Origin of the sequence: Streptomyces sp. NPDC007917 (assembly GCF_042959105.1) — a bacterium.
In the GTDB taxonomy this organism is placed as follows: Bacteria; Actinomycetota; Actinomycetes; order Streptomycetales; family Streptomycetaceae; genus Streptomyces.
This window is the reverse complement of the sequence record NZ_JBIBKK010000011.1, coordinates 75698-98476: the sequence shown is the minus strand read 5'-3', so window position 1 is coordinate 98476 and position 22779 is coordinate 75698. Positions and strand designations below refer to the sequence as shown.

Sequence of the window (22779 nt, the reverse complement as noted above, 5' to 3'; positions counted from 1 at the left end):
CGCGACCCTTCTAGAGCTTCATCAGGCTGGCGTCGTCGACCGAGGCCGAATGGCGGGAGCGGAACACCGACACGATGATCGCGAGGCCGACCACGACTTCGGCGGCCGCGACGACCATCGTGAAGAAGGCGATGATCTGGCCGTCGAGATTGCCGTGCATCCGGGAGAAGGTGACGAACGCCAGGTTGCAGGCGTTCAGCATCAGCTCGACGCACATGAAGAGGACGATCGCGTTCCGCCGGATCAGGACCCCGGCCGCGCCGATGGTGAACAACAGGGCGGCCAGGTACAGGTAGTTGACCGGGTTCACTTGGCGACCCCCTTCGAGTCCTCTGGATGCTCGGCGCCGTTCGCTTCGGCCGCAGGCGCGGCCGCGCCGTTCGCACTGTCGTGACGGTCGGCGCCCTCGGGGCGCTCCGCGCCCTTGCCGCCCTTGGCGTCCCGTCCCAGCCAGCGCGCCGAGCGCTGCTCCAGGGCGGCCAGTTGGGCCAGCGCCTTCCCGGAGACGTCCCGGATCTGGCCGCGGCCGCGCAGCGTCGCGTTGACCGAGAGCTCGGCGGGAGTGCCGTCGGGCAGCAGACCGGGGATGTCCACCGCGTTGTGCCGGGCGTAGACACCGGGCGCGGGCAGCGGCGGCACCTGTGTGCCGGTGCGCACCCGCCGCTCGGACTGCTCGCGCTGGCTGAGCGCGCGCTCGGTGCGCTCCCGGTGGGTCAGCACCATCGCGCCGACCGCCGCGGTGATCAGCAGCGCGCCGGTGATCTCGAAGGCGAAGACGTACTTGGTGAAGATCAGAGCGGCCAGGCCCTCCACATTGCCGCCGGAGTTGGCCTGGCCGAGGCCGTTGAAGCTCTTCAGCGAGGCATTGCCGATCCCCGCGCACAGCAGGATGCCGAAGCCGAGCCCGCACAGGGCGGCGAGCCAGCGCTGCCCCTTCAGCGTCTCCTTGAGCGAGTCGGCGGCGGTGACGCCGACCAGCATGACGACGAAGAGGAAGAGCATCATGATCGCGCCGGTGTAGACGACGATCTGGACGACGCCCAGGAAGTACGCGCCGTTGGCCAGGTAGAAGACCGCCAGGACGATCATGGTGCCCGCCAGGCACAGGGCGCTGTGCACGGCCTTGCGCATCATGATCGTGCCCAGGGCGCCGATCACGGCCACGGTGGCGAGGATCCAGAACTGCACGGCCTCGCCGGTGGAGGTGGTGCTCGTGGCGGCGGCCAGCATGCTGCTCATGCCCCTACCTCCCGCTCGGTCTCGGCGCGCTGCGCCCCCTCTTGCAGGAGCTCTTCGTCACCCGCGACCGGCGTGGCCCCGCCGGGGGGAACCTCGCCCTTGCTGACCGCCGCCTGGCGCACCGTCCCGGGCGCGGCCTCGGTCACCAGACCGCGGTAGTAGTCCTGCTCGTCCATGCCGGGGTAGATGGCGTGCGGGGAGTCGACCATGCCCTCCTCCAGCCCCGCGAGCAGCTCCTCCTTGGTGAAGATGAGCGATTCACGGGTCCGGTCGGCGAGCTCGTACTCATTGGTCATGGTCAGCGCGCGGGTCGGGCACGCCTCCACGCACAGGCCGCACAGGATGCAGCGCAGATAGTTGATCTGGTAGACGCGGCCGTAGCGCTCCCCCGGGGAGTAGCGCTCCTCCTCCGTGTTGTCCGCGCCTTCCACATAGATCGCGTCCGCCGGGCAGGCCCAGGCGCACAGCTCGCAGCCGACGCACTTCTCCAGCCCGTCCGGGTGGCGGTTGAGCTGGTGGCGTCCGTGGAATCGGGGCGCGGTCGGCTTCTTCTGCTCGGGGTACTGCTCGGTGAGCCGCTTCTTGAACATGGCCTTGAAGGTCACGCCGAAGCCGGCCACCGGGTTCTGGAAGTCAGACACCGTCGGCCTCCTTTCCGTCACTGACAGTGTCGGGCCCGCCACTGACAATCAGCTCGCGGTCGTGTCGCGGGCGTCGGCGCGGTACGGGCGGCAGGGTCTGGCCGGGCAGCGGCGGCACCGGGAATCCGCCCCCCATCGGGTCGAAGGCGGGCTCCGGGCCCTGCTCGGCCTCCGCCTCCGCGGCGGCCTGTGAAGCCTCCCGGTCGCGGAAGATGTCGACGACGAACGACAGCAGCAGCAGGGCGAGGACGGCGCCGCCGACGTACAGCACGATGTCCTGGTAGTCGTAGTTCTCGTTGCGCAGCGCCCGCACGGTCGCGACCAGCATCAGCCAGACCATCGAGACCGGGATGAGGACCTTCCAGCCCAGCTTCATGAACTGGTCGTAGCGCACCCGCGGCAGCGTGCCGCGGATCCAGACGAAGGCGAACAGCAGCGAGAGGACCTTGCCGACGAACCAGAGCATCGGCCACCAGCCGTGGTTGGCCCCTTCCCAGAAGGTGCTGATCGGCCATGGCGCCCGCCAGCCGCCCAGGAAGAGGGTGACCGCGACCATCGAGACGGTGACCATGTTGATGTACTCGGCCAGCATGAACATCGCGAACTTGATGGACGAGTACTCGGTGTTGAAGCCGCCGACCAGGTCGCCCTCGGACTCCGGCATGTCGAAGGGCGCGCGGTTGGTCTCACCGACCATCGCGATGATGTAGATGATGAAGGAGACCGGCAGCAGCAGCGCGTACCAGCGGTCGTGCTGGGAGTTGACGATCTCGGAGGTCGACATCGAACCGGAGTAGAGGAAGACCGCCGCGAAGGACATGCCCATCGCGATCTCGTAGCTGATCATCTGGGCGCAGGAGCGCAGGCCGCCGAGGAGCGGATACGTGGAACCGGACGACCAGCCCGCCAGCACGATGCCGTAGATGCCCACCGAGGCGGTGGCCAGGATGTAGAGGATCGCGATCGGCAGGTCGGTCAGCTGCATCGTGGTGCGGTGCCCGAAGATCGAGATCTCGTTGCCGGCCGGGCCGAAGGGGATGACCGCGACCGCCATGAAGGCGGGAATGGCCGCGACGACCGGCGCCAGGACGTAGACGACCTTGTCCGCGCCCTTGACGACGATGTCCTCCTTCAGCATCAGCTTCACGCCGTCGGCCAGGGACTGCAGCATGCCCCAGGGGCCGTGCCGGTTCGGGCCGATGCGCAGCTGCATCCAGCCGACGACCTTGCGCTCCATGACGATGGAGATCAGCACGGTCACCATCAGGAAGGCGAAGCAGAAGACCGCCTTGATCACGACCAGCCACCACGGGTCGCGGCCGAACATCGACAGGTCTTCTGCGGCGAGGTAGCTCAGGCTCATGAGGTCACCTCCGGTTCCGTCGCGGGAGCACCGATCTTGACCAGTTCACCGGGGCTCGCGCCCAGGTCGCGGTACGCGCCGCCGCCCGTGGAGTTCAGCGGCAGCCAGACCACCCGGTCGGGCATCGCCGTCACCGCCAGCGGCAGCTGGACGGACCCGGCCGGGCCGGTGACGCGTACGGGCTCCCCGTCGCGCACCCCCGCCTCGGCCGCGGTCGCCTCCGACAGCCGGGCCACCGCCGCGTGCCGGGTCGCGGCGAGCGCCGTGTCGCCCTCCTGCAGCCGGCCCTGGTCCAGCAGCAGCCGGTGGCCCGCGAGCAGCGCCTCGCCCTCGCCGGGGCGGGGCAGCGGCCCGCCGGTCTCCATCGGCCCGATGCCGTGGGAGCCGCTCCAGGTGCCAAGCCGCGTCAACTCGGCCCGTACGGCCTGGACATCCGGCAGGCCGAACGGCACATCCATCGCGTCGGCCAGCATGTGCAGCGCCCGGGCGTCCGGAAGGACATGGCGGCGGGTCATCTGGTCGGGCTTGATGGCCGCCTCGAACGGCCGGGCCCGGCCCTCCCAGTTCAGGAAGGTCCCCGACTTCTCGACGACCGCCGCGACCGGCAGCACCACGTCCGCGTGCGCCGTGACCTCGGTGGGCCGCTGTTCCAGGCTGACCAGGAAGCCGACCGCCTCCAGGGCCTCCAGGGCCCGCGCCGGATCGGGCAGGTCGGCGACCTCGACGCCCGCGACCAGCAGCGCGCCGAGCTCGCCGGCGGCCGCGGCCTCGACGATCCGGGCGGTGTCCCGGCCCGTCCGGGCGGGCAGTTCGGCGACGCGCCAGATCTCGGCGGTCTCCTCGCGGGCCCGCGGATCGGTGACCGGGCGGCCGCCGGGCAGCAGCCCGGGGAGCGCGCCCGCCTCGACGGCGCCCCGCTCCCCCGCCCGCCGCGGAATCCAGACCAGCGTGGCGCCGGTGGCGGCGGCGGCCCGTACGGCGGCGGTCAGCGCGCCCGGCACGGCCGCCAGCCGCTCACCGGCGACGATCACCGCGCCCTCGGCGCGCAGCGCCTCGGCCGCCTGTTCCCCGTCCGCGTCCAGACCGGTGCGGCCCGCGAGCGCGTCCAGCCACTCGGTCTCGGTGCCGGGCGCCGCGGGCAGCAGCGTGCCGCCCGCCTTCGTCAGGCCCCGGGTGGCGTGGGTGGCCAGCGAGAACGTGCGCTGGCCGTGCTTGCGGTGCGCCTTGCGCAGCCGCAGGAAGACGCCGGGCGCCTCCTCCTCCGACTCGAAGCCGACCAGGAGGACGGCCGGGGCCTTCTCCAGCGCGGCGTAGGTGAGCCCGCCGCCGTCCAGGTCGCGGCCCCGGCCCGCCACCTGGGTGGCCAGGAAGTCGGCCTCCTCGGCGCTGTGCGCCCTGGCCCGGAAGTCGATGTCGTTGGTGTCCAGGGCGACGCGCGCGAACTTCGCGTACGCGTAGGCGTCCTCGACGGTGAGCCGGCCGCCGGTCAGCACGCCCGCCCGGCCGCGGGCCGCGGCCAGGCCGGCCGCCGCCGCCTCCAGCGCCTCGGGCCAGCTCGCGGGCGCCAGCTCGCCCGTCTCCCGGTCGCGCACCAGCGGGGTGGTGAGCCGGTCGGGGAGCTGCGCGTAGCGGAAGCCGAAGCGCCCCTTGTCGCAGATCCACTCCTCGTTGACCTCGGGGTCGTCCGCCGCGAGCCGCCGCATGACCTTGCCGCGCCGGTGGTCGGTGCGGGTCGCGCAGCCGCCCGAGCAGTGCTCGCACACGCTCGGCGAGGAGACCAGGTCGAAGGGGCGGGAGCGGAAGCGGTAGGCGGCCGACGTCAGCGCGCCCACCGGGCAGATCTGGATGGTGTTGCCGGAGAAGTACGACTCGAACGGGTCGCCCTCGCCCGTGCCCACCTGCTGCAGGGCGCCGCGCTCCAGCAGCTCGATCATCGGGTCGCCCGCGACCTGGTTGGAGAACCGGGTGCAGCGCGCGCACAGCACGCACCGCTCGCGGTCCAGCAGCACCTGCGGCGAGATCGGCACCGGCTTGGCGAAGGTGCGCTTGCGCCCTTCGAAGCGGCTCTCGGCCTGCCCCGCGGACATGGCCTGGTTCTGCAGCGGGCACTCGCCGCCCTTGTCGCAGACCGGGCAGTCCAGCGGGTGGTTGATCAGCAGCAGCTCCATCACACCGCGCTGCGCCTTCTCGGCCACCGGCGAGGTGAGCTGGGTCTTGACCACCATCCCGTCGGTGCAGGTGATCGTGCAGGAGGCCATCGGCTTGCGCTGACCCTCGACCTCGACGATGCACTGGCGGCAGGCGCCGGCCGGGTCGAGGAGCGGATGGTCGCAGAAGCGGGGGATCTCGATGCCGAGCAGCTCGGCCGCGCGGATCACCAGGGTCCCCTTGGGCACGGAGATCTCGATTCCGTCGATGGTGACGGAGACCAGATCTTCGCGCGGCACCGCCGCCTCTCCGCCTCCGGAGGGTGCATTGGTGGTCACGGTCATGCGGTCACCCCCAGGTGAGTGGAGCTCGGATCGTCGGCCCACACGGTGGACTTGGCGGGGTCGAAGGGGCACCCGCCACCGGTGATGTGCTGCTCGTACTCCTCCTTGAAGTACTTGAGGGAGGAGAAGATGGGGCTGGCGGCGCCGTCGCCGAGCGCGCAGAAGGACTTGCCGTTGATGTTGTCGGCGATGTCGGCCAGCTTGGCCAGGTCCTCCATGCGGCCCTTGCCCGCCTCGATGTCGCGCAACAGCTGAACCAGCCAGTACGTGCCCTCGCGGCAGGGCGTGCACTTGCCGCAGGACTCATGCGCGTAGAACTCGGTCCAGCGGGTCACCGCGCGCACCACGCAGGTCGTCTCGTCGAAGCACTGCAGCGCCTTGGTGCCGAGCATCGACCCGGCGGCGCCCACGCCCTCGTAGTCGAGGGGGACGTCCAGGTGCTCCTCGGTGAGCAGCGGCGTCGAGGAGCCGCCGGGCGTCCAGAACTTCAGCCGGTGGCCGGGGCGCATGCCGCCGCTCATGTCCAGCAGCTGCCGCAGGGTGATGCCCAGCGGGCCCTCGTACTGGCCGGGGGCCGCGACGTGCCCGGACAGCGAGTAGAGCGTGAAGCCCGGGGACTTCTCGCTGCCCATCGACCGGAACCATTCCTTGCCCTTGGTGAGGATGGCGGGAACCGACGCGATGGACTCGACGTTGTTGACGACAGTGGGGCACGCGTACAGACCCGCGACCGCCGGGAAGGGAGGCCGGAGCCGGGGCTGGCCGCGCCGCCCTTCCAAGGAGTCCAGCAGCGCGGTCTCTTCACCGCAGATGTACGCGCCGGCGCCCGCGTGCACGGTGATCTCGAGATCGGGCAGATCGGCCAGCCCCAGCTTCTGCCTGCGCGCGTCGGCCTTGCCGAGGTAGCCCGCCTCGTACGCCTCGCGTACGGCCTCGTGCAGCCGGCGCAGCACGGGCACGACTTCGCCGCGCAGATAGATGAAAGCGTGCTGGGAGCGGATGGCGTGACAGGCGATGATCATGCCCTCGACGAGGGCGTGCGGATTGGCGAAGAGGAGGGGGATGTCCTTGCAGGTGCCGGGTTCGGACTCGTCCGCGTTGACGACGAGGTAGTGGGGCTTGCCGTCGCCCTGCGGGATGAACTGCCACTTCATCCCGGTGGGGAAGCCCGCGCCGCCGCGGCCGCGCAGCCCCGAGTCCTTCACCAGCGCGATCACATCGTCGGGCGCCATGGCGAGGGCCTTGCGCATGCCCTCGTACCCGTCGTGGCGCAGATAGGTCTCCAAGGTCCAGGACTTGGACTCGTCCCAGAACGACGACAGCACGGGTGCCAGCAGCTTCTCGGGGCTGGACTCGCCCCGCTCGACTGTCACGGTCATCACTCCCCCTCCTCTGAGACCGGACCGGCCGGGTGGTGCGGATCGGAGGCCGAGGTCCGCTGTGGCGCGTCATGGGAGCTCGGGTGCGTGGGCGCCTGCTCGTCCGCGGGATAGTCCGCGGACCTGGGCGACACGACGCGGCCCGGGGCCGCCTCGCCCTTGGCCAGCCGCAGCCCGACCAGCGAGGCCGGGCCGGCGCTGCCGCTCGCCTCGACCGCGCCCGGACGCGCGTCGGGGAAGCCGGCGAGGATGCGCGCGGTCTCCTTGAAGGTGCACAGCGGAGCGCCGCGGGTCGGCTCGACGGTGCGGCCCGCCCGCAGGTCGTCGACCATCCGCTTGGCCGAGTCCACGGTCTGGTTGTCGAAGAACTCCCAGTTGACCATCACCACGGGCGCGTAGTCGCAGGCCGCGTTGCACTCGATGTGCTCGAGGGTGATCTTGCCGTCCTCGGTGGTCTCTCCGTTGCCGACGCCCAGATGGCGCTGCAGGGCCTCGAAGATCGCGTCGCCGCCCATCACCGCGCACAGGGTGTTGGTGCACACCCCCACCTGGTAGTCCCCGGAGGGCCCCCGCCGGTACATCGTGTAGAAGGTGGCGACCGCGGTGACCTCGGCGGTGGTCAGTCCCAGCACCTCGGCGCAGAACCGGACCCCGGTGCGGGTGACATGGCCCTCCTCCGACTGCACCAGGTGCAGCAGCGGCAGCAGCGCGCTGCGGCTGTCGGGGTAGCGGGCGATCACCTCCTCGGCATCCGCCTCGAGCCGGGCCCGGACCTCGGCCGGGTAGTCGGGGGCGGGGAGCTGCGGCATTCCCAGCTGGACATCGGTCACCGGTCGACGCCTCCCATCACAGGGTCGATGGACGCCACGGCGACGATCACGTCGGCGACCTGGCCGCCCTCGCACATCGCCGCCACGGACTGCAGATTGGTGAAGGACGGGTCGCGGAAGTGCACCCGGAACGGGCGGGTGCCGCCATCGCTGACCATGTGCACGCCCAGTTCGCCCTTGGGCGACTCGACGGCCGTGTACGCCTGCCCCGGCGGGACCCGGAACCCCTCGGTCACCAGCTTGAAGTGGTGGATCAGGGCCTCCATCGAGGTGCCCATGATCTTCTTGATGTGGTCGAGGGAGTTGCCGAGCCCGTCCGGCCCCAGCGCCAGCTGCGCCGGCCAGGCGATCTTCTTGTCCTCGACCATGACCGGCCCCGGCGCCAGCCGGTCCAGGCACTGCTCGACGATCCGCAGCGACTGGCGCATCTCCTCCAGCCGGATCAGGAAGCGGCCGTAGGCGTCGCAGGTGTCGGCGGTGGGGACCTCGAATTCGTAGGTCTCATAGCCGCAGTACGGCTGGGCCTTGCGCAGATCGTGCGGCAGCCCGGTGGCCCGCAGTATCGGGCCGGTGATGCCGAGCGCCATGCAGCCGGCGAGGTCGAGATAGCCGACGTCCTGCAGCCGGGCCTTGAAGATGGGGTTCCCGGTCGCCAGCTTGTCGTACTCGGGCATGTTCTTGCGCATCTTCTTCACGAAGGCGCGCACCTGGTCGACCGCCCCGGGCGGCAGGTCCTGGGCGAGCCCGCCGGGCCGGATGTACGCGTGGTTCATCCGCAGGCCGGTGATCAGCTCGAAGATGTCCAGGATCATCTCGCGGTCGCGGAAACCGTAGATCATGATGGTGGTCGCGCCGAGCTCCATGCCGCCGGTGGCGATCGCCACCAGGTGGGAGGAGAGCCGGTTGAGCTCCATCAGCATCACCCGGATGACCGAGGCCCGGTCCGGCACCTGGTCCTCGATGCCCAGCAGCTTCTCGACGCCCAGGCAGTACGCGGCCTCGTTGTAGAAGGGCGTCAGATAGTCCATGCGGGTCACGAAGGTGGTGCCCTGCGTCCAGTTCCGGAATTCGAGGTTCTTCTCGATCCCGGTGTGCAGATATCCGATGCCGCAGCGGGCCTCGGTGACCGTCTCGCCGTCGATCTCCAGGATCAGCCGGAGCACGCCGTGGGTGGACGGGTGCTGCGGACCCATGTTGACGATGATCCGCTCGTCGTCGGCCCGGGACGCGGCGGCCACGACCTCGTCCCAGTCACCGCCGGTGACGGTGTAGACGGTGCCTTCGGTCGTCTCGCGCGTGGAGGCGGAGGGGGTTGCACGGGTGGCAGACATCAGCTGTACGACCTCCGCTGGTCCGGAGCCGGGATCTGGGCGCCCTTGTACTCGACGGGGATGCCGCCGAGGGGGTAGTCCTTGCGCTGCGGGAAGCCCTGCCAGTCGTCGGGCATCATGATCCGCGTGAGCGCGGGATGGCCGTCGAAGATCAGGCCGAAGAAGTCGTACGCCTCGCGCTCGTGCCAGTCGTTGGTCGGGTAGACGTCGACGATCGACGGGAGGTGCGGGTCGCTGTCGGGGACGCTCACCTCCAGCCGGATCAGCCGGTTGTGGGTGATCGAGCGCAGGTGGTAGACGGCGTGCAGCTCACGGCCCTTGTCGCCGGGGAAGTGGACGCCGCTGACGCCCGTGCACAGCTCGAAGCGGAGCGCCGGGTCGTCGCGCAGGGTCCTGGCCACCCTCGGCAGGTGCTCGCGCGCGATGTGGAAGGTCAGCTCGCCGCGGTCCACGACGGTCTTCTCGATCGCGTTCTCCGGGACCAGCGACTGCTCCTCGAGCGCGCCTTCGAGCTCGTCGGCGACTTCGTCGAACCAGCCCCCGTACGGCCGGGTGGCCGGGCCCGGCAGCCGCACCGGCCGCACCAGTCCGCCGTAGCCCGAGGTGTCGCCGCCGTTGTTGGCGCCGAACATGCCGCGCTGGACGCGGATGGGCTCGCCCTGGTCGCCTCGCCGGCCGGGCAGGTTCTCAGCGTTGAGGTCCTTCTCCGGGTTGACCCCGTTGCTCTTGGGCGCTTCAGTCAACGCAGCAGCCCCCTCATCTCGATCGTCGGGAGCGCCTTCAGCGCCGCTTCCTCCGCCTCGCGGGCCGCACGCTCGCGGTTCACGCCGAGCTTCTCCTCGCGGATCTTCTGGTGCAGCTTGATGATCGCGTCCATGAGCATCTCGGGCCTCGGCGGGCAGCCGGGCAGATAGATGTCGACCGGGACGATGTGATCGACGCCCTGCACGATCGCGTAGTTGTTGAACATGCCGCCCGAGGAGGCGCACACGCCCATCGAGATGACCCATTTCGGATTCGGCATCTGGTCGTAGACCTGCCGCAGCACCGGGGCCATCTTCTGGCTGACGCGCCCGGCCACGATCATGAGATCGGCCTGTCGGGGCGAGCCGCGGAAGACCTCCATGCCGAAGCGGGCGAGGTCATAGCGCCCGGCGCCGGTGGTCATCATCTCGATGGCGCAGCAGGCGAGCCCGAAGGTGGCCGGGAAGACGGACGACTTGCGCGCCAGTCCCGCCGCCTGCTCCACGGTGGTCAGCAGGAAGCCGCTCGGCAGCTTGTCTTCGATACCCATGGGACGGTTCTCCTCTCACTCAGTCCAGTCCAGGCCGCTCAGTCCCACTCCAGGCCGCCACGCCGCCACACATACGCGTAGGCGACGAAGACGGTGAGCACGAAGAGGAGCATCTCCACGAGCCCGAACAGCCCCATGGCGTCGAAGCTGACCGCCCAGGGGTAGAGGAAGACGATCTCGATGTCGAAGACGATGAAGAGCATCGCCGTCAGGTAGTACTTGATGGGGAAGCGCCCACCGCCGGCCGGATGTGGAGTCGGCTCGATGCCGCATTCATAGGCTTCGAGCTTGGCCCGGTTGTAGCGCTTGGGGCCGATGATCGCGGCCATGAGGACCGAGAAGATCGCAAAGCCTGCCCCGAGGGCTCCCAGTACGAGGATGGGCGCGTATGCGTTCACCGTCCTCGCTCCCTTCAGTCGACGGTGACTGTCTGGCGGACCGCACGGACTCGGCGGACCGCACTCACGAAGATCGCGCACATGTGAGGCAGTTCACAAGCCCGTTTCGCCTGCATCCTATGCCCGCCGGTATGTGATCTGCGACACGGGGTGCAACAACGTCTTTGTGATCTCCACCACCTGACGAAGGATCATGAAGTCGGATGAGCGGTGATCTTGCACTCGAAGCATCCGATCGATCACGAGAAGTGACATATAGATCCATCGCCACAGGTGAGCGACTTGCGCTCTTTACAAGATATGGCATCTACACGCAAATTTGCGATGGACGCCTCTGCCTGATATGAGGCATCCATCCTGATGAGTGACCCCGCCGCGGACCGCCGCGCCGTCACCCCGCCCGGCCGCTCCTTGATCGCTACTACGCGCTTTCGTTCACGAACGGGGGTCCGAGAGTGAGGTATCCCACCCCACGAAAGGTTGTGGATATCGATTTGACGGGAATCCTTGGTGCGCGGGCCGGATTGATGGTAGGCCGCACACGAGCCCGCCGGGGCCGCCAAATGCCGTGCGTATGCGCATGATCGAAAAATTCGGACACAGCGGCCGGGGCCCGGAACAAGATCAGGAACCCGAGATTCCGGGCGTGTACGCGTCAAATGTGGCGCACTCCACTTTTCTTGATCCCGGACTACGGCCCCTGATAGCGGTTGGTCCATGTCCCAGACCGCACACATACCCAGCCACCGGAAGCCCCGTCGTGCCGCCTCCTCCACGCGTGCACTCCGCGCCGGGGTCACCGGTGGCTTCCTCACGCTCGCGGTCGCCGGCGCCGCCACGCCCGCCCTGGCCGCCGAGCCGGCCGCCGCCGAGTCGACGCTCGAGATGCCGACCATCGGCGACACCCTGGCGAGCACCGCCGCGCAGTCCGCCGACGCCACCCAGCAGGCGGCCTTCGACTACCAGCTCCAGGCGCAGCAGGACCAGGCCGCCGCCAAGGCCAAGACCGCGGCGAAGAAGGCCAAGGTCGAGGCCGACCGCAAGGCCCGCGAGGCCAAGGAGGCCGCGCGCAAGGCCGCCGCCCGCCGCGCGGCCCAGGAGAAGGCCGAGCGGGCGTCCCGCACCGCCGAGCGCACCACCCTCTCCACCGCGACGACCAGCGCCACGTCCACCGCGACGAAGGCGACCGGCAATGTCGCGACGCTCATCAACTTCCTGAAGGCCCAGGTGGGCAAGGCGTACGTGCTGGGCTCCAGCGGCCCGTCCTCGTACGACTGCTCCGGTCTGACCCAGGCCGCCTTCAACCAGATCGGCATCAGCCTGCCGCGCGTGTCGCAGGACCAGTCGACGCGGGGCACCGATGTGTCGCTGAGCAACCTCCAGCCCGGCGACCTGCTCTACTGGGGCAGCAAGGGCAGCGCGTACCACGTCGGCGTCTACATCGGCGGCGGCAAGTTCATCGGCGCCCAGAACCCGAGCACCGGCATCGTCGAGCGCGACCTGAGCTACGACCCGCCGACCGGGGCCGTCCGCCTCCTCTGAGCCGCCCTCCAGCCGCCTCGAGCCGTTATGAGGCCGCCGTTCCCGTAGCCGCGGGGCGGCGGCCTCATTCCGTACCCGCGCCGGCCATGGGTCTATGCGTAGACCTTCTCCACGAACTCGGCGAGCTGGGGTTCGCTGAGGTGGTGGGCCAGATCGGCCTCGCTGATGATGCCGACCAGCCGCTTGTTCTTGTCGATCACCGGCAGCCTGCGGATCTTGTTCTGCTCCATCTCCCGGAGCACATCGCTGACGTCCGCGTCGGCCGGTATCCAGCGCGGCGTGCCCTTGGCCAGCTCCCCCGCCGTCGTCCGGGACGGGTCCTTGCCCTGGGCGACACAGCCGACGACGATGTCGCGGTCGGTCAGGATGCCGCACAGCCGCTCGTTCTCATCGGCGATCGGCAGCGCCCCGACGTCCAGTTCCCGCATCAGCTGAGCCGCGCGGTCCAACGTCTGCGACTTGGGGATCCACTGCGCGCCCGGGTGCATGATGTCTGCGGCCTTGGTCATGGTGTGTCCTCCTGACGGCCCACCGGCGGCGGAACCGGCCCGCGGGCCCGATCCGGTGTCACCGCGGCCGACGCCACGGCGCCCCCTCCCCTTCATTGTCACCACCACCCCGGGCGCTCGCGACCGGCGTCGCCGTGCCGCCCTCCCGGCCCGCTCCGCGCCGCCCCGGCGTCCCAGCGGCGGCCTCCGGTGCCCGGTGCCAGACTGAGAACTGCCAGGGCGGCCGCGGCCCCCGCGGCGGCGCGGGACCCGGCCCCGGCACCCCGGCCCATCCGGATCCGCCGAAGGAGCACGCATGCTCACCACCGACTACGTCCCCGGCGCCCCCGACTGGCTCGACCTCGGCACCCCCGACACCGACGCGGCCGCCGCCTTCTACACCGGCCTGTTCGGCTGGACTTCGGAGTCGGCCGGGCCCGAAGCGGGCGGCTACGGCTTCTTCAAGAAGGACCGCAAGACGGTCGCGGCCCTCGGCCCGCTCCACGAGGCGGGCGCCCGCCCCGCCTGGACGCCGTACTTCCACACCACCGATGCCGAGGGCACCGCCGCGCTGGTCGCGGAGGCGGGCGGCACGGTGCGCGCCGAGCCGTTCGACGTCTTCGACGAGGGGCGGATGGCCCAGTTCACCGACCCGGGCGGCGCGCGGTTCGCCGTCTGGCAGCCCGGTAAGACCCTGGGCCTGGAAGCGGTCACCGAACAGGGCACGTTGTGCTGGGTGGAGCTGCACACCCCCGACCCGGCCGCCAACATCGCCTTCTACCACACGGTGTTCGCCTGGACCGCCGAGGACATGTCGTTCTCCGGCGGGACCTACACCGTGCTCTCCACGGCCGGGCGCGGCCGTGAGGGCACCTTCGGCGGCATGGCACCGCTCCAGCAGGGGCACGACATCCCGCAGTGGCTGCCGTACTTCGAGGTGGCGGACTGCGACGAGGTCACAGCACGGGCCCAGAAGCTCGGCGCGTCGGTGCTGATGCCCGCCATGACGGCCGAGGACATCGGCCGCATGGCCTGGCTGGCCGACCCGTCCGGCGCGCATTTCGCCGTCATCACCAGCGCCAACCCGGCGACGGCCGCCTGAGCGGACGGGGCCTAGGCCTTCGGGGCCACCTTCGCCAGGCCGTTGATGATGCGGTCCATCGCGTCGCCGCCCGTCGGGTCGGTGAGGTTGGCCATCAGCTTGAGCGTGAACCGCATCAGCATCGGGTGGGTCAGGCCGCGCTGGGCCGCCAGCTTCATGACCGTCGGATTGCTGATCAGCTTCACGAAGGCGCGGCCCAGCGTGTAGTAGCCGCCGTAGGTGTCCTTGATGACCTTCGGATAGCGCTGGAGGGCCAGCTCGCGGCGGGCCGCGGTGCCTCTGGCATGGGCCTGGACGACGACGTCCGCCGCGATCCGCCCGGATTCCATCGCATAGGCGATGCCCTCGCCGTTGAACGGGTTGACCATGCCGCCCGCGTCGCCGACCAGCAGCAGCCCCCGGGTGTAGTGCGGCTGCCGGTTGAAGGCCATGGGGAGGGCGGCGCCCCGGATCGGGCCGGTCATGTTCTCAGGGGTGTAGCCCCAGTCCTCGGGCATCGAGGCACACCACGCCTTGAGCACCTCGCGCCAGTCCAGCTCCTTGAAGGACGCGGAGGTGTTGAGCACGCCGAGGCCGACGTTGCTGGTGCCGTCGCCCATGCCGAAGATCCAGCCGTAGCCGGGCAGCAGCCGGTCCTGCGGGCCGCGGCGGTCCCACAACTCCAGCCAGGACTCCAGGTAGTCGTCGTCGTGGCGGGGCGAGGTGAAGTACGTCCGCACCGCCACGCCCATCGGCCGGTCCTCGCGCCGGTGCAGCCCCATGGCCAGCGAGAGCCGGGTGGAGTTGCCGTCCGCGGCGACCACCAGCGGGGCGCGGAAGGTGACCGGCGTCTTCTCCACGCCGAGCTTGGCCTCGACGCCGACGACGTTGCCCGTACGGTCGTCGATGACCGGGGCGCCCACGTTGCACCGCTCGTACAGCCGGGCGCCGGCCTTCTGGGCCTGCCGCGCCAGCTGCTCGTCGAAGTCGTCGCGCTTGCGGACAAGACCGTAGTCCGGGTACGAGGCCAGCTCCGGCCAGTCGAGCTCAAGACGCACCCCGCCGCCGATGATCCGCAGCCCCCGGTTGCGCAGCCAGCCCGCCTCCTCGGAGACGTCGATGCCCATGGCGACGAGCTCCTTGGTGGCGCGCGGGGTCAGCCCGTCGCCGCACACCTTCTCGCGCGGGAACGCCGTCTTCTCCAGCAGCAGCACGTCCAGGCCGGCCTTGGCCAGGTAGTACGCCGTGGTGGAGCCGGCGGGCCCGGCGCCGACGACGATGACATCGGCGGTCCGCTCCGTGGATGCGGTCTCGCTCACGCGGGTCTCCCGAAGGCTCGGTAACGGCGTGCCGGTCACGCCGGGCACTGGACGGTTGCAGTCTATGTGGCGTGCCGCGGCCGATACGGAGGGCCACCCCCGGTCGTGCCCACCGCGCTTGCGGCTTGACGCACCGTGGCCTGACGCCCCGGTGGTTACGGCTGGGCGCCGCGGCGCCTACGGCCTGACGCCCCGGTGGTCACGGCTCGGCGCCGCGCCGCCTACGGCCTGACGCCCCGGTGGAGGGCGACGATCCCGCCGGTCAGATCGCGCCAGGCGACCTTCGCCCAGCCCGCCTCGCCCAGCCGCGCGGCAAGACCGGCCTGGTCGGGCCAGGCCCTGATCGACTCGGCGAGGTAGACGTAGGCGTCCGGGTTGCTGCTGACCGCGGTCGCGACTGGCGGCAGGGCGCGCATCAGGTACTCGGTGTAGACGGTGCGCAGCGGCCGCCAGGTGGGGTGGCTGAACTCGCAGATCACGATGCGCCCGCCGGGCCTGGTCACGCGCAGCAGCTCGCGCAGCGCGGCCTGGGTGTCGTGGACGTTGCGCAACCCGAAGGAGATCGTGACGGCGTCGAAGACCCCGTCGGCGAAGGGCAGCCGGGTCGCGTCGCCCGCCGTGAGCGGCAGCCGCGGATGGCGCCGCTTGCCCTCCCGGAGCATGCCGAGCGAGAAGTCGCAGGGGACGACGTACGCGCCGGCGGCGGCGAAGGGCAGCGAGGAGGTGCCCGTACCGGCGGCGAGGTCGAGCACGCGCTCGCCGGGGCGCGCGGCGACGGCCCGCGCCACGGCCTTGCGCCACAGCCGGGCCTGCCCGAGCGACAGCACGTCGTTGGTGAGGTCGTACTTGGCCGCCACGTCGTCGAACATCGCGGCGACTTCATGCGGCTGCTTGTCCAGGGATGCTCGGGTCACGCCCCCATTGTTCACCGGGCGCCGGCCCGCCCGGCGCGGGGCCCCCGGCCCGTGTCGCTCACCGGCGGCGGTGCACCAGCCGGCCGGCGAGCACCGTGGCCACGCACGCCCCGTCCGCGTCGAAGGCCGCCAGGTCCGCGCGGCCGGCCTCGGCCAGCGCGGGCGGGCGGGGCAGGTCCAGGACGGCGACGCCGCCCCGCCGCGCGGCCGCAAGCAGCTCGGGGTCGGTGATCCGCGCCGCGACGACGGCCGTGGCGCCCAGCCGCAGCAGCGCGTGGATGCGCTCGCGCGGGCTGGGCGCGTCGGGCACCGGCGCGTCGTGGACCAGGCCGGGGCCCAGCGTGCCGGGCCAGTGGCGCACCCGGGCCCGCGGGTACGCCCGGAGCAGCGCGTCCAGCGGCCCGACCGCCGCGATCCGGTCACCGTCGACGGCGACGGCGGCGTCACGCAGCGGCGCCGCGTCGTCGGGGGTGAGCCGGACGAGGGGCGCCGCGTGGAGGGTGAGCATCACAAGCCGTATCGGGATGGTGTCAGGAGGTTTGGCGGAAGGCGCGTCAGGAGGCGTCGATCAGCTTCAGCTCCGGGTGCGCGGTGCCGCCCTCGATCGCAGTCGACGACAGGTGGGAGACGACCTGGTCGTCGACCGGGTCGTTCGCCGGGTCGTCGTGCACGACCAGGTGCTCGTACGTGGTGGCGCGCTGCGCGGGCACCCGCCCCGCCGTACGGATGAGATGGAGCAGTTCCATCCGGTTGGACCGGTGCCGGGCGCCCGCCGAGGAGACCACGTTCTCCTCCAGCATCACCGAGCCGAGGTCGTCCGCCCCGTAGTGCAGCGACAGCTGGCCGGCCTCCTTGCCGACGGTCAGCCAGGAACCCTGGATATGGGCCACGTTGTCCAGGAACAGCCGGGCGATCGCGATCATCCGCAGGTACTCGAAGACGGTCGCCTGCGTCTGCCCCTTCAGGTGGTTGTTCTCGGGCTGGTAGGTGTACGGGATGAAGGCGCGGAAGCCGCCCGTACGGTCCTGCACATCGCGGATCATGCGGATGTGCTCGATCCGCTCGGCGTTCGTCTCGCCGGTGCCCATGAGCATCGTGGAGGTGGACTCGACCCCGAGGTTGTGGGCGGTCTCCATGATCTCCAGCCAGCGCTCGCCCGACTCCTTCAGCGGAGCGATGGCCTTGCGCGGCCGCTCGGGCAGCAGTTCGGCGCCCGCGCCCGCGAAGGAGTCCAGGCCCGCGTCGCGGATGCGGCGGATCGCCTCCTCAGCCGACACACCGGAGATCCGGGCCATGTGCTCGACCTCGGAGGCCCCCAGCGAGTGGATCACCAGCTGCGGGAATTCCTTCTTGATGGCCGAGAAGTGCTGCTCGTAGTACTCCACCCCGAAGTCCGGGTGGTGGCCGCCCTGGAACATGATCTGGGTGCCGCCGAGTTCGACGGTCTCGGCGCAGCGGCGCAGGATGTCGTCGAGGTCGCGGGTCCAGCCCTTGGCGGTGTCCTTGGGCGCGGCGTAGAAGGCGCAGAACTTGCAGGCCGTCACGCAGACGTTGGTGTAGTTGATGTTCCGCTCGATGATGTACGTCGCGATGTGCTCGACGCCCGCGTAGCGGCGGCGGCGGGCCGCGTCGGCCGCGGCGCCGAGCGCGTGCAGCGGCGCGGACCGGTACAGCTCGAGCGCCTCCTGCGGGGTGATACGGCCCCCGGCGGCGGCGCGGTCGAGCACGGCCTGAAGCGATGCGTTCTCGGTCACCGGGGCGTCCCTTTCGGCGGGTTGCGGACGGACTGCCCCAGCGTACGCCAGCGCTCCCGGCCCTCCGCCGAGGCCCAGGAGCAGTCAGCGCACCTTGCGCAGGGTGCCGCTCGGGTTGCCCCCCTCCTCGTCCACGGTCTTGTAGCGCAGCGAGCCGTCGGAGGCGAGCGTGAACCGCTCATTGGAGGAGCCGGCGCTGCAGCCCGTCTGTTTCTCGCTCTCCTTGATCCGCGAGTCGAGGACCAGCGCGGTCGAGGTGGCCGAGACCAGCTTCCAGCTGCTGTCGCAGCGCAGCACCGCCAGCTCGACCCGGCCGCTGCCGACCCTGTCCCCCGGCTTCCCCTGGCGGATGGTGATGGTCAGCTCGCCTCCGGGGTAGCCGGAGTCGGTGGTCAGCTGGCCCTTCCAGGTGCCGAGGAACGCCTTGGGCACGCCCCGGCCGGGGCTGTCGTCGGCGGGGTCCGTCGCGTCGGCCCCCGGGCTCCGGGTCGCGGAGGCGTCGCTCTTGCCGTCGGCCCCGCCGCCCGCGCTGCTCCCCGGCAGCACATGGAACACGACGGCCGCCGTCGTGGCGGCGGCCAGCGCGCCCGCGATCGACAGCACCAGCGTGCAGCTGAGCGCCTTGGGCCGGTTCTTGCCGCCGACGGTGGCGGACACCGCGAGCTTGCGTCCCCCGGGCGGCCGTTCCCCGGCCGGGGCGGGTGCGCCGGGGGCCTCCCCCGGCGTGGCCGGCTGGGCCAGGCGGCCGTACGACGGGTCCGGCGGGCCGAACGCCCCCAGGGGCGCGGCGGGCGCGTCCTCAGGCGACGCCGGGGTGGCCGGGGTCGCGGGAGCGTTGGGGATCACCGGGGCGGACGGGGCGCCGGGGGCCGACGCGGCCGCCGATGTGTCCGCCGGGACGGCGAGCGCCGACGCGTCCAGGTCAAGGAGCTCCACCGCCTGCCGGCTCACCCGCTCGACCAGCGGCCCCGGCAGCCACCCCGGCCGCACCAGACCCGAGGCGCCCCCGTGGGGGGCGAGGCGGCTCACGATCCGCTCCGGGGTGGGCCGGGCGGACGGGTCCTTGGCCAGACAGGCGGCGACCAGGTCGCGCAACTCCCCCGTCAGGCCCTGGCCGAGCCGGGCCTCCTCGTGAACCACCTTGTAGAGCAGCGCGGCCGAGCTGTCGCCCGGGAAGGGCGGCTCGCCCGTCGCCGCGTACGCCAGCACGGCGCCCAGCGAGAAGACGTCGGCCGCCCCGTCCACGCCCTTGCCCAGGATCTGCTCGGGCGCCATATAGCCGGGCGAGCCGATCGAGGCGCCGGTGGTGGTCAGGGACACCGTGCCCTGGGTGGCCCGCGCTATGCCGAAGTCGATCAGGCGGGGGCCGTCCAGGGCGAGCAGTACGTTGGACGGCTTGACGTCGCGGTGGACCAGGCCGAGGGCGTGCACGGCGACCAGGGCCTCCGCCAGCCCGGCGCCCAGGGCCCGCACCGACGCGTCGGGCAGCGGCCCCTCTTCGGCGATGGCCTGGCTCAGGGACGGGCCCGCGACATAGCCCGTGGCCACCCACGGGACGCGCGCGTCCGGGTCGGCGTCCAGGACCGGAGCGGTCCACTCCCCGCCGACCCGCCGCGCGGCCTCCACCTCGCGCCGGAACCGGGCGCGGAACTGCGCGTCGAGCGAGAAGTGTGCGTGCACGACCTTCACGGCCACGGTCCTGCCGCCCGCGCTCCGCCCCACGAAGACCCGGCCCATACCGCCCGAGCCGAGCCGCCCGAGCAGCCGGTATGCGCCGATGACCTGCGGGTCCTCCGCTCCCAGCGGCTCCATCCCGTCGCTCCCCCCTCGCCTGCGCGCTCCAGCTTAGGTCCTGCCCCGGACATACCGCCCGGAGCGGCGCCCGATGCGCACTGAGCCGTTACACCGCGGCCCGGGGCGCCTCAGCCCCCGCGGCTCACTCCCCGCCGAGGCGGGAGCCCAGGTCCGCCGGGCGGACCCGTACGTCGGCGGGGTAGCCGGCCGCCGGGCCGGTGCGGCGCGCGAACTCGGCGATGCCCTCCAACTGGCGCTCGCCCAGGCTGAAGTCGAGGGTGGTGAAGTAGCGCTCCAGGACCGGCGCCTCCAGCGCCTCCCAGCGGGCCGCCCGCTCGGCGACCTTGGTGACCTCCACCAGGGACAGGTCCCGGGAGTCGAGAAACGCCTCGTGCACCCTGCGGACGATCTCCGGCTCCCGCTCCAGGTACTCGCGGCGCGCCGCCCAGACCGCGAAGACGAACGGCAGCCCGGTCCACTCCTTCCACATCTGCCCGAGGTCGTGGACCTGGAGGCCGAGCTTCGGGGCATAGTGCAGATTGGCCCGCAGCGCCGCGTCACCGATGAGCACCGCCGCCTCCGCCTCCTGCATCATCAGGCTGAGGTCGGGCGGGCAGGTGTAGTAGTCGGGGGTGATCCCGTAGCGCTCGGCGAGCAGCAGCCGCGCCAGGCGTACGGAGGTGCGCGAGGCCGAGCCGAGGGCGACCCGGGCCCGGTCCAGCTGCTCGAGCGGCAGCTGTGAGACGATCACACAGGACATCACCGGCCCGTCGCAGCCGACCGCGATATCGGGCAGCGCCACCAGGTCGTCCGCGTTGCGCAGGAACTCCACGAGGCTGATCGGGCCGATGTCGAGATCGCCGCGGACCAGCTTGTCGTTGAGCGCGTCCGGGGAGTCCTTGGTGAGCTCGACGTCCAGGAGGGCGCCGCTGGTCGCCAGGCCCCAGTAGAGGGGCAGACAGTTGAGGTACTGGATGTGGCCGACCCTCGGCCGGGTCCGGCGGCAGGGCGGGTGGGCGCTGCCTTCGGCGGTCGTGGCGTCGTATGTACTCCGGGCGGGGGAACTCGGTGAATTGTCCACATACGGAGGCTAGCCCCGTGTGTCGCGGCCCACGGCGGCGGGGCCGTCCCCGGGCCGGCGCGGGGGCGGGGGGCAACGCGCCCGACCTGCGGTCCTATCCAATCGGCCGGTCAGGGAAACCCCTCGAATTCGTGATCTTCGGCTCTTTCCCCACGCACACGCACCGTGCTAAGCTCGCAGCAAGTTGCAGTTTGGTTTCCTTGCAGTACAAAGCCTGCGGAGCATGTAACCGCGGGCTTTTGTAATTTTCAGACTTCTTGCAGGTTCTGGAGCAGGGCAACCCTTTGGCCCAAGGAGGGCTTATGGCTACCGGAACCGTCAAGTGGTTCAACGCCGAGAAGGGCTTCGGCTTCATCGCCCAGGACGGCGGCGGCCCCGATGTCTTCGTTCACTACTCCGCGATCAACGCGACTGGTTTCCGCTCTCTTGAGGAGAACCAGGCCGTTACCTTCGACGTCACCCAGGGCCCGAAGGGCCCGCAGGCGGAGAACGTCAGCGCGGTCTGAGTAAGCAGTACCCAAGGAGCCCGGCCCCCGCTTCGGCGGGGGCCGGGCTCCTGCCTCGTTTCAGGCCCTGAAATCTTTCATATTCACTTAACCGCCTATTCACTTCGGCTTTCGTCCGGATTCCCCCGGAAAGACCTGTGCGGGTGCCCCGGGTGGCGGTGCCGGTTCACGCCGGTGAGCGCTCGCCGGGCGACCAGCGTTCGCCCCGCAGCAGGTTGCCGAGACCGGCCCAGGCGAAGTTCATCAGCGTGGCCGCCGCCTCCTCGGCCGAGGGCCCTCCGCCCGCCCGGTCGCCCGCCCACTCGGCCAGCGACTCCGCCGCGCCCACCAGCGCGTACGCGAGCCCGGCCGCCTCGCCGCCGGTCATCCGGCCCCTCCGCGCCGCCCCGCACCCGTTCTCCCGCGCGGCCGCCCGGAGCACATGGGTGACGAACTCGACGATCTCCGCCCGCATCGCGGCCACCTCCCGTGCGAAGGGATCGCCGTGCGTACGGGCCTGAACGTGCAGCAGCGCCCAGCCGTCCGGGTGCTCGGCGGTGTGCGTGAAGAAGCCGTGCAGCCCGCTCCACAGCCGGCGGTCGGCGGGCGCGCCATGCTCGACGGCGGCCCGTATCGCCGCCACCAGCGAGGCGGCCTCCCGCCGGATGCACGCGGCGAACAGCTCGTCCTTGGAGTTCAGATACAGATAGACCAGCGGCTTGGAGACCCCCGCCTGCTCGGCGATGTCGTCCATGGAGGCGTTTCGGTAGCCGCGCCGCGCGAAGGTCCGTACGGCCGCGTCGAGCATCTGCTGCTCGCGCACCGCCCTCGGCATCCGCCTGCTCTTCGTCGCCCCGCCCACGTCCGGCCGCCCCCTTCGCCCGTGCCCGCCCGGCGCCCCTCGGTCGCCGGGTCGCCGGGTCGCCTGGCCACCGTCAAGCCTAAGGCTGCTGAAGGCCCCTCACGCCGGTTCCGGAAGATCGGGATCATGGTGTCACGCCCAGGGCCGCCCACAGCGCGACGGCGCCCACGACCGCCAGAAGCGTCATGGCCGCCACGACCCCCGCGACGCACCGGCACAGCAGCCGCCGCCGCAGCTCGTCGTAGCGCGTCGTGTACTCGGCGCGCAGCTCCTCGCAGCGGTCGACGATGCGGCGCAGCATGCGCCGGGAGAGCTCGACGCGCTCCTCGGTGTACAGCCGGACCACCTCCTCGCGCTGGGCGGCGGTGAGCCAGGCCAGCCGTCCGGCGAACGCCTCGGCCTCCGCCCTGGCGTCGCCGAGCTCGCTCTGGCACAGCAGATAGCCCTCCAGCCGGGCGATACCCGCCTCGATCTCATGGGGATCGGGCACGG

23 protein-coding genes are annotated in these 22779 nt (G+C 71.2%); 3 read left to right on the top strand and 20 right to left on the bottom strand.

What is annotated here, in order from left to right:
• Window positions 1-10: 10 nt before the first annotated feature.
• The 11 genes from nuoK to ACFZDL_RS23075 are packed head-to-tail and all read right to left on the bottom strand — an operon-like array spanning window position 11 to window position 10967.
• On the bottom strand, window positions 11-310 hold the full coding sequence (gene nuoK, locus ACFZDL_RS23125; RefSeq protein ID WP_352276016.1) for an NADH-quinone oxidoreductase subunit NuoK: 300 nt from the start codon (window positions 308-310) through the stop codon (window positions 11-13).
• The gene (locus tag ACFZDL_RS23120; protein ID WP_353592238.1) at window positions 307-1239 is read right to left on the bottom strand and encodes an NADH-quinone oxidoreductase subunit J; all 933 of its coding nucleotides are present in this window, start codon (window positions 1237-1239) and stop codon (window positions 307-309) included. Before ACFZDL_RS23120 ends, nuoK begins: the two co-directional genes overlap by 4 nt.
• On the bottom strand, window positions 1236-1880 hold the full coding sequence (gene nuoI / locus ACFZDL_RS23115; protein WP_353592237.1) for an NADH-quinone oxidoreductase subunit NuoI: 645 nt from the start codon (window positions 1878-1880) through the stop codon (window positions 1236-1238). The genes ACFZDL_RS23120 and nuoI overlap by 4 nt, the downstream gene beginning before the upstream one ends.
• On the bottom strand, window positions 1873-3243 hold the full coding sequence (gene nuoH, locus ACFZDL_RS23110; protein WP_353592236.1) for an NADH-quinone oxidoreductase subunit NuoH: 1371 nt from the start codon (window positions 3241-3243) through the stop codon (window positions 1873-1875). Before nuoH ends, nuoI begins: the two co-directional genes overlap by 8 nt.
• Window positions 3240-5735 carry an NADH-quinone oxidoreductase subunit G gene (locus ACFZDL_RS23105; RefSeq protein ID WP_353592235.1) on the bottom strand — a complete coding sequence of 832 codons (2496 nt, stop codon included), beginning with the start codon at window positions 5733-5735 and terminating at the stop codon, window positions 3240-3242. Before ACFZDL_RS23105 ends, nuoH begins: the two co-directional genes overlap by 4 nt.
• A complete protein-coding gene (gene nuoF / locus ACFZDL_RS23100) occupies window positions 5732-7114 on the bottom strand; it encodes an NADH-quinone oxidoreductase subunit NuoF (RefSeq protein WP_353592234.1) in 1383 nt (460 codons plus the stop codon). The genes ACFZDL_RS23105 and nuoF overlap by 4 nt, the downstream gene beginning before the upstream one ends.
• Entirely contained in the window at window positions 7114-7923 is an 810-nt protein-coding gene (gene nuoE, locus ACFZDL_RS23095) for an NADH-quinone oxidoreductase subunit NuoE (RefSeq protein WP_353592426.1), read from the bottom strand. The genes nuoF and nuoE overlap by 1 nt, the downstream gene beginning before the upstream one ends.
• A 17-nt stretch (window positions 7924-7940) precedes the next feature.
• The gene (locus ACFZDL_RS23090) at window positions 7941-9275 is read right to left on the bottom strand and encodes an NADH-quinone oxidoreductase subunit D (RefSeq protein WP_353592233.1); all 1335 of its coding nucleotides are present in this window, start codon (window positions 9273-9275) and stop codon (window positions 7941-7943) included.
• A complete protein-coding gene (locus tag ACFZDL_RS23085; protein WP_353592232.1) occupies window positions 9275-10018 on the bottom strand; it encodes an NADH-quinone oxidoreductase subunit C in 744 nt (247 codons plus the stop codon). The genes ACFZDL_RS23090 and ACFZDL_RS23085 overlap by 1 nt, the downstream gene beginning before the upstream one ends.
• Window positions 10015-10569 carry an NADH-quinone oxidoreductase subunit B family protein gene (locus ACFZDL_RS23080; RefSeq protein ID WP_353592231.1) on the bottom strand — a complete coding sequence of 185 codons (555 nt, stop codon included), beginning with the start codon at window positions 10567-10569 and terminating at the stop codon, window positions 10015-10017. Before ACFZDL_RS23080 ends, ACFZDL_RS23085 begins: the two co-directional genes overlap by 4 nt.
• Window positions 10570-10607: 38 nt before the next feature.
• Entirely contained in the window at window positions 10608-10967 is a 360-nt protein-coding gene (locus ACFZDL_RS23075; RefSeq protein ID WP_353592230.1) for an NADH-quinone oxidoreductase subunit A, read from the bottom strand.
• A 717-nt stretch (window positions 10968-11684) separates the two neighbouring features.
• On the opposite strand from ACFZDL_RS23075, the gene ACFZDL_RS23070 reads away from it, so the two are divergent.
• A complete protein-coding gene (locus ACFZDL_RS23070; RefSeq protein WP_353592229.1) occupies window positions 11685-12509 on the top strand; it encodes a C40 family peptidase in 825 nt (274 codons plus the stop codon).
• A gap of 92 nt (window positions 12510-12601) precedes the next feature.
• Here ACFZDL_RS23070 and ACFZDL_RS23065 read toward each other — a convergent pair whose 3' ends face one another.
• A complete protein-coding gene (locus ACFZDL_RS23065) occupies window positions 12602-13018 on the bottom strand; it encodes a CBS domain-containing protein (RefSeq protein WP_353592228.1) in 417 nt (138 codons plus the stop codon).
• Window positions 13019-13313: 295 nt separating this feature from the next.
• On the opposite strand from ACFZDL_RS23065, the gene ACFZDL_RS23060 reads away from it, so the two are divergent.
• Window positions 13314-14099: a VOC family protein gene (locus ACFZDL_RS23060; RefSeq protein ID WP_353592227.1), complete on the top strand. Its 786-nt coding sequence runs from the start codon at window positions 13314-13316 to the stop codon at window positions 14097-14099.
• An 11-nt stretch (window positions 14100-14110) separates the two neighbouring features.
• Here the strand turns inward: ACFZDL_RS23060 and ACFZDL_RS23055 are convergent, their stop codons facing one another.
• From ACFZDL_RS23055 to ACFZDL_RS23030, 6 genes are all read right to left on the bottom strand, one after another.
• Window positions 14111-15397 (bottom strand): geranylgeranyl reductase family protein, encoded by a 1287-nt coding sequence (locus ACFZDL_RS23055; RefSeq protein ID WP_353592226.1) that lies wholly within the window; start codon window positions 15395-15397, stop codon window positions 14111-14113.
• A gap of 221 nt (window positions 15398-15618) precedes the next feature.
• Complete coding sequence (locus ACFZDL_RS23050) at window positions 15619-16311, bottom strand: demethylmenaquinone methyltransferase (protein ID WP_353592225.1); 693 nt, start codon at window positions 16309-16311, stop codon at window positions 15619-15621.
• A 58-nt stretch (window positions 16312-16369) separates the two neighbouring features.
• A complete protein-coding gene (locus tag ACFZDL_RS23045) occupies window positions 16370-16819 on the bottom strand; it encodes a hypothetical protein (RefSeq protein WP_353592224.1) in 450 nt (149 codons plus the stop codon).
• Window positions 16820-16865: 46 nt separating this feature from the next.
• Window positions 16866-18065: a cyclic dehypoxanthinyl futalosine synthase gene (mqnC, locus tag ACFZDL_RS23040; protein ID WP_353592223.1), complete on the bottom strand. Its 1200-nt coding sequence runs from the start codon at window positions 18063-18065 to the stop codon at window positions 16866-16868.
• Window positions 18066-18149: 84 nt separating this feature from the next.
• Window positions 18150-19877, bottom strand: a complete 1728-nt coding sequence (locus tag ACFZDL_RS23035; RefSeq protein ID WP_353592222.1) for a protein kinase — start codon at window positions 19875-19877, stop codon at window positions 18150-18152.
• 124 nt (window positions 19878-20001) lie between these two features.
• A complete protein-coding gene (locus ACFZDL_RS23030; protein WP_353592425.1) occupies window positions 20002-20835 on the bottom strand; it encodes a menaquinone biosynthesis protein in 834 nt (277 codons plus the stop codon).
• A gap of 407 nt (window positions 20836-21242) precedes the next feature.
• On the opposite strand from ACFZDL_RS23030, the gene ACFZDL_RS23025 reads away from it, so the two are divergent.
• A complete protein-coding gene (locus ACFZDL_RS23025; RefSeq protein ID WP_030834854.1) occupies window positions 21243-21446 on the top strand; it encodes a cold-shock protein in 204 nt (67 codons plus the stop codon).
• Between the two features lie 166 nt (window positions 21447-21612).
• Here ACFZDL_RS23025 and ACFZDL_RS23020 read toward each other — a convergent pair whose 3' ends face one another.
• Complete coding sequence (locus ACFZDL_RS23020) at window positions 21613-22260, bottom strand: TetR/AcrR family transcriptional regulator (protein WP_353592424.1); 648 nt, start codon at window positions 22258-22260, stop codon at window positions 21613-21615.
• A 151-nt stretch (window positions 22261-22411) separates the two neighbouring features.
• The gene (locus tag ACFZDL_RS23015; RefSeq protein WP_353592221.1) at window positions 22412-22777 is read right to left on the bottom strand and encodes a hypothetical protein; all 366 of its coding nucleotides are present in this window, start codon (window positions 22775-22777) and stop codon (window positions 22412-22414) included.
• Window positions 22778-22779 lie beyond the last annotated feature (2 nt).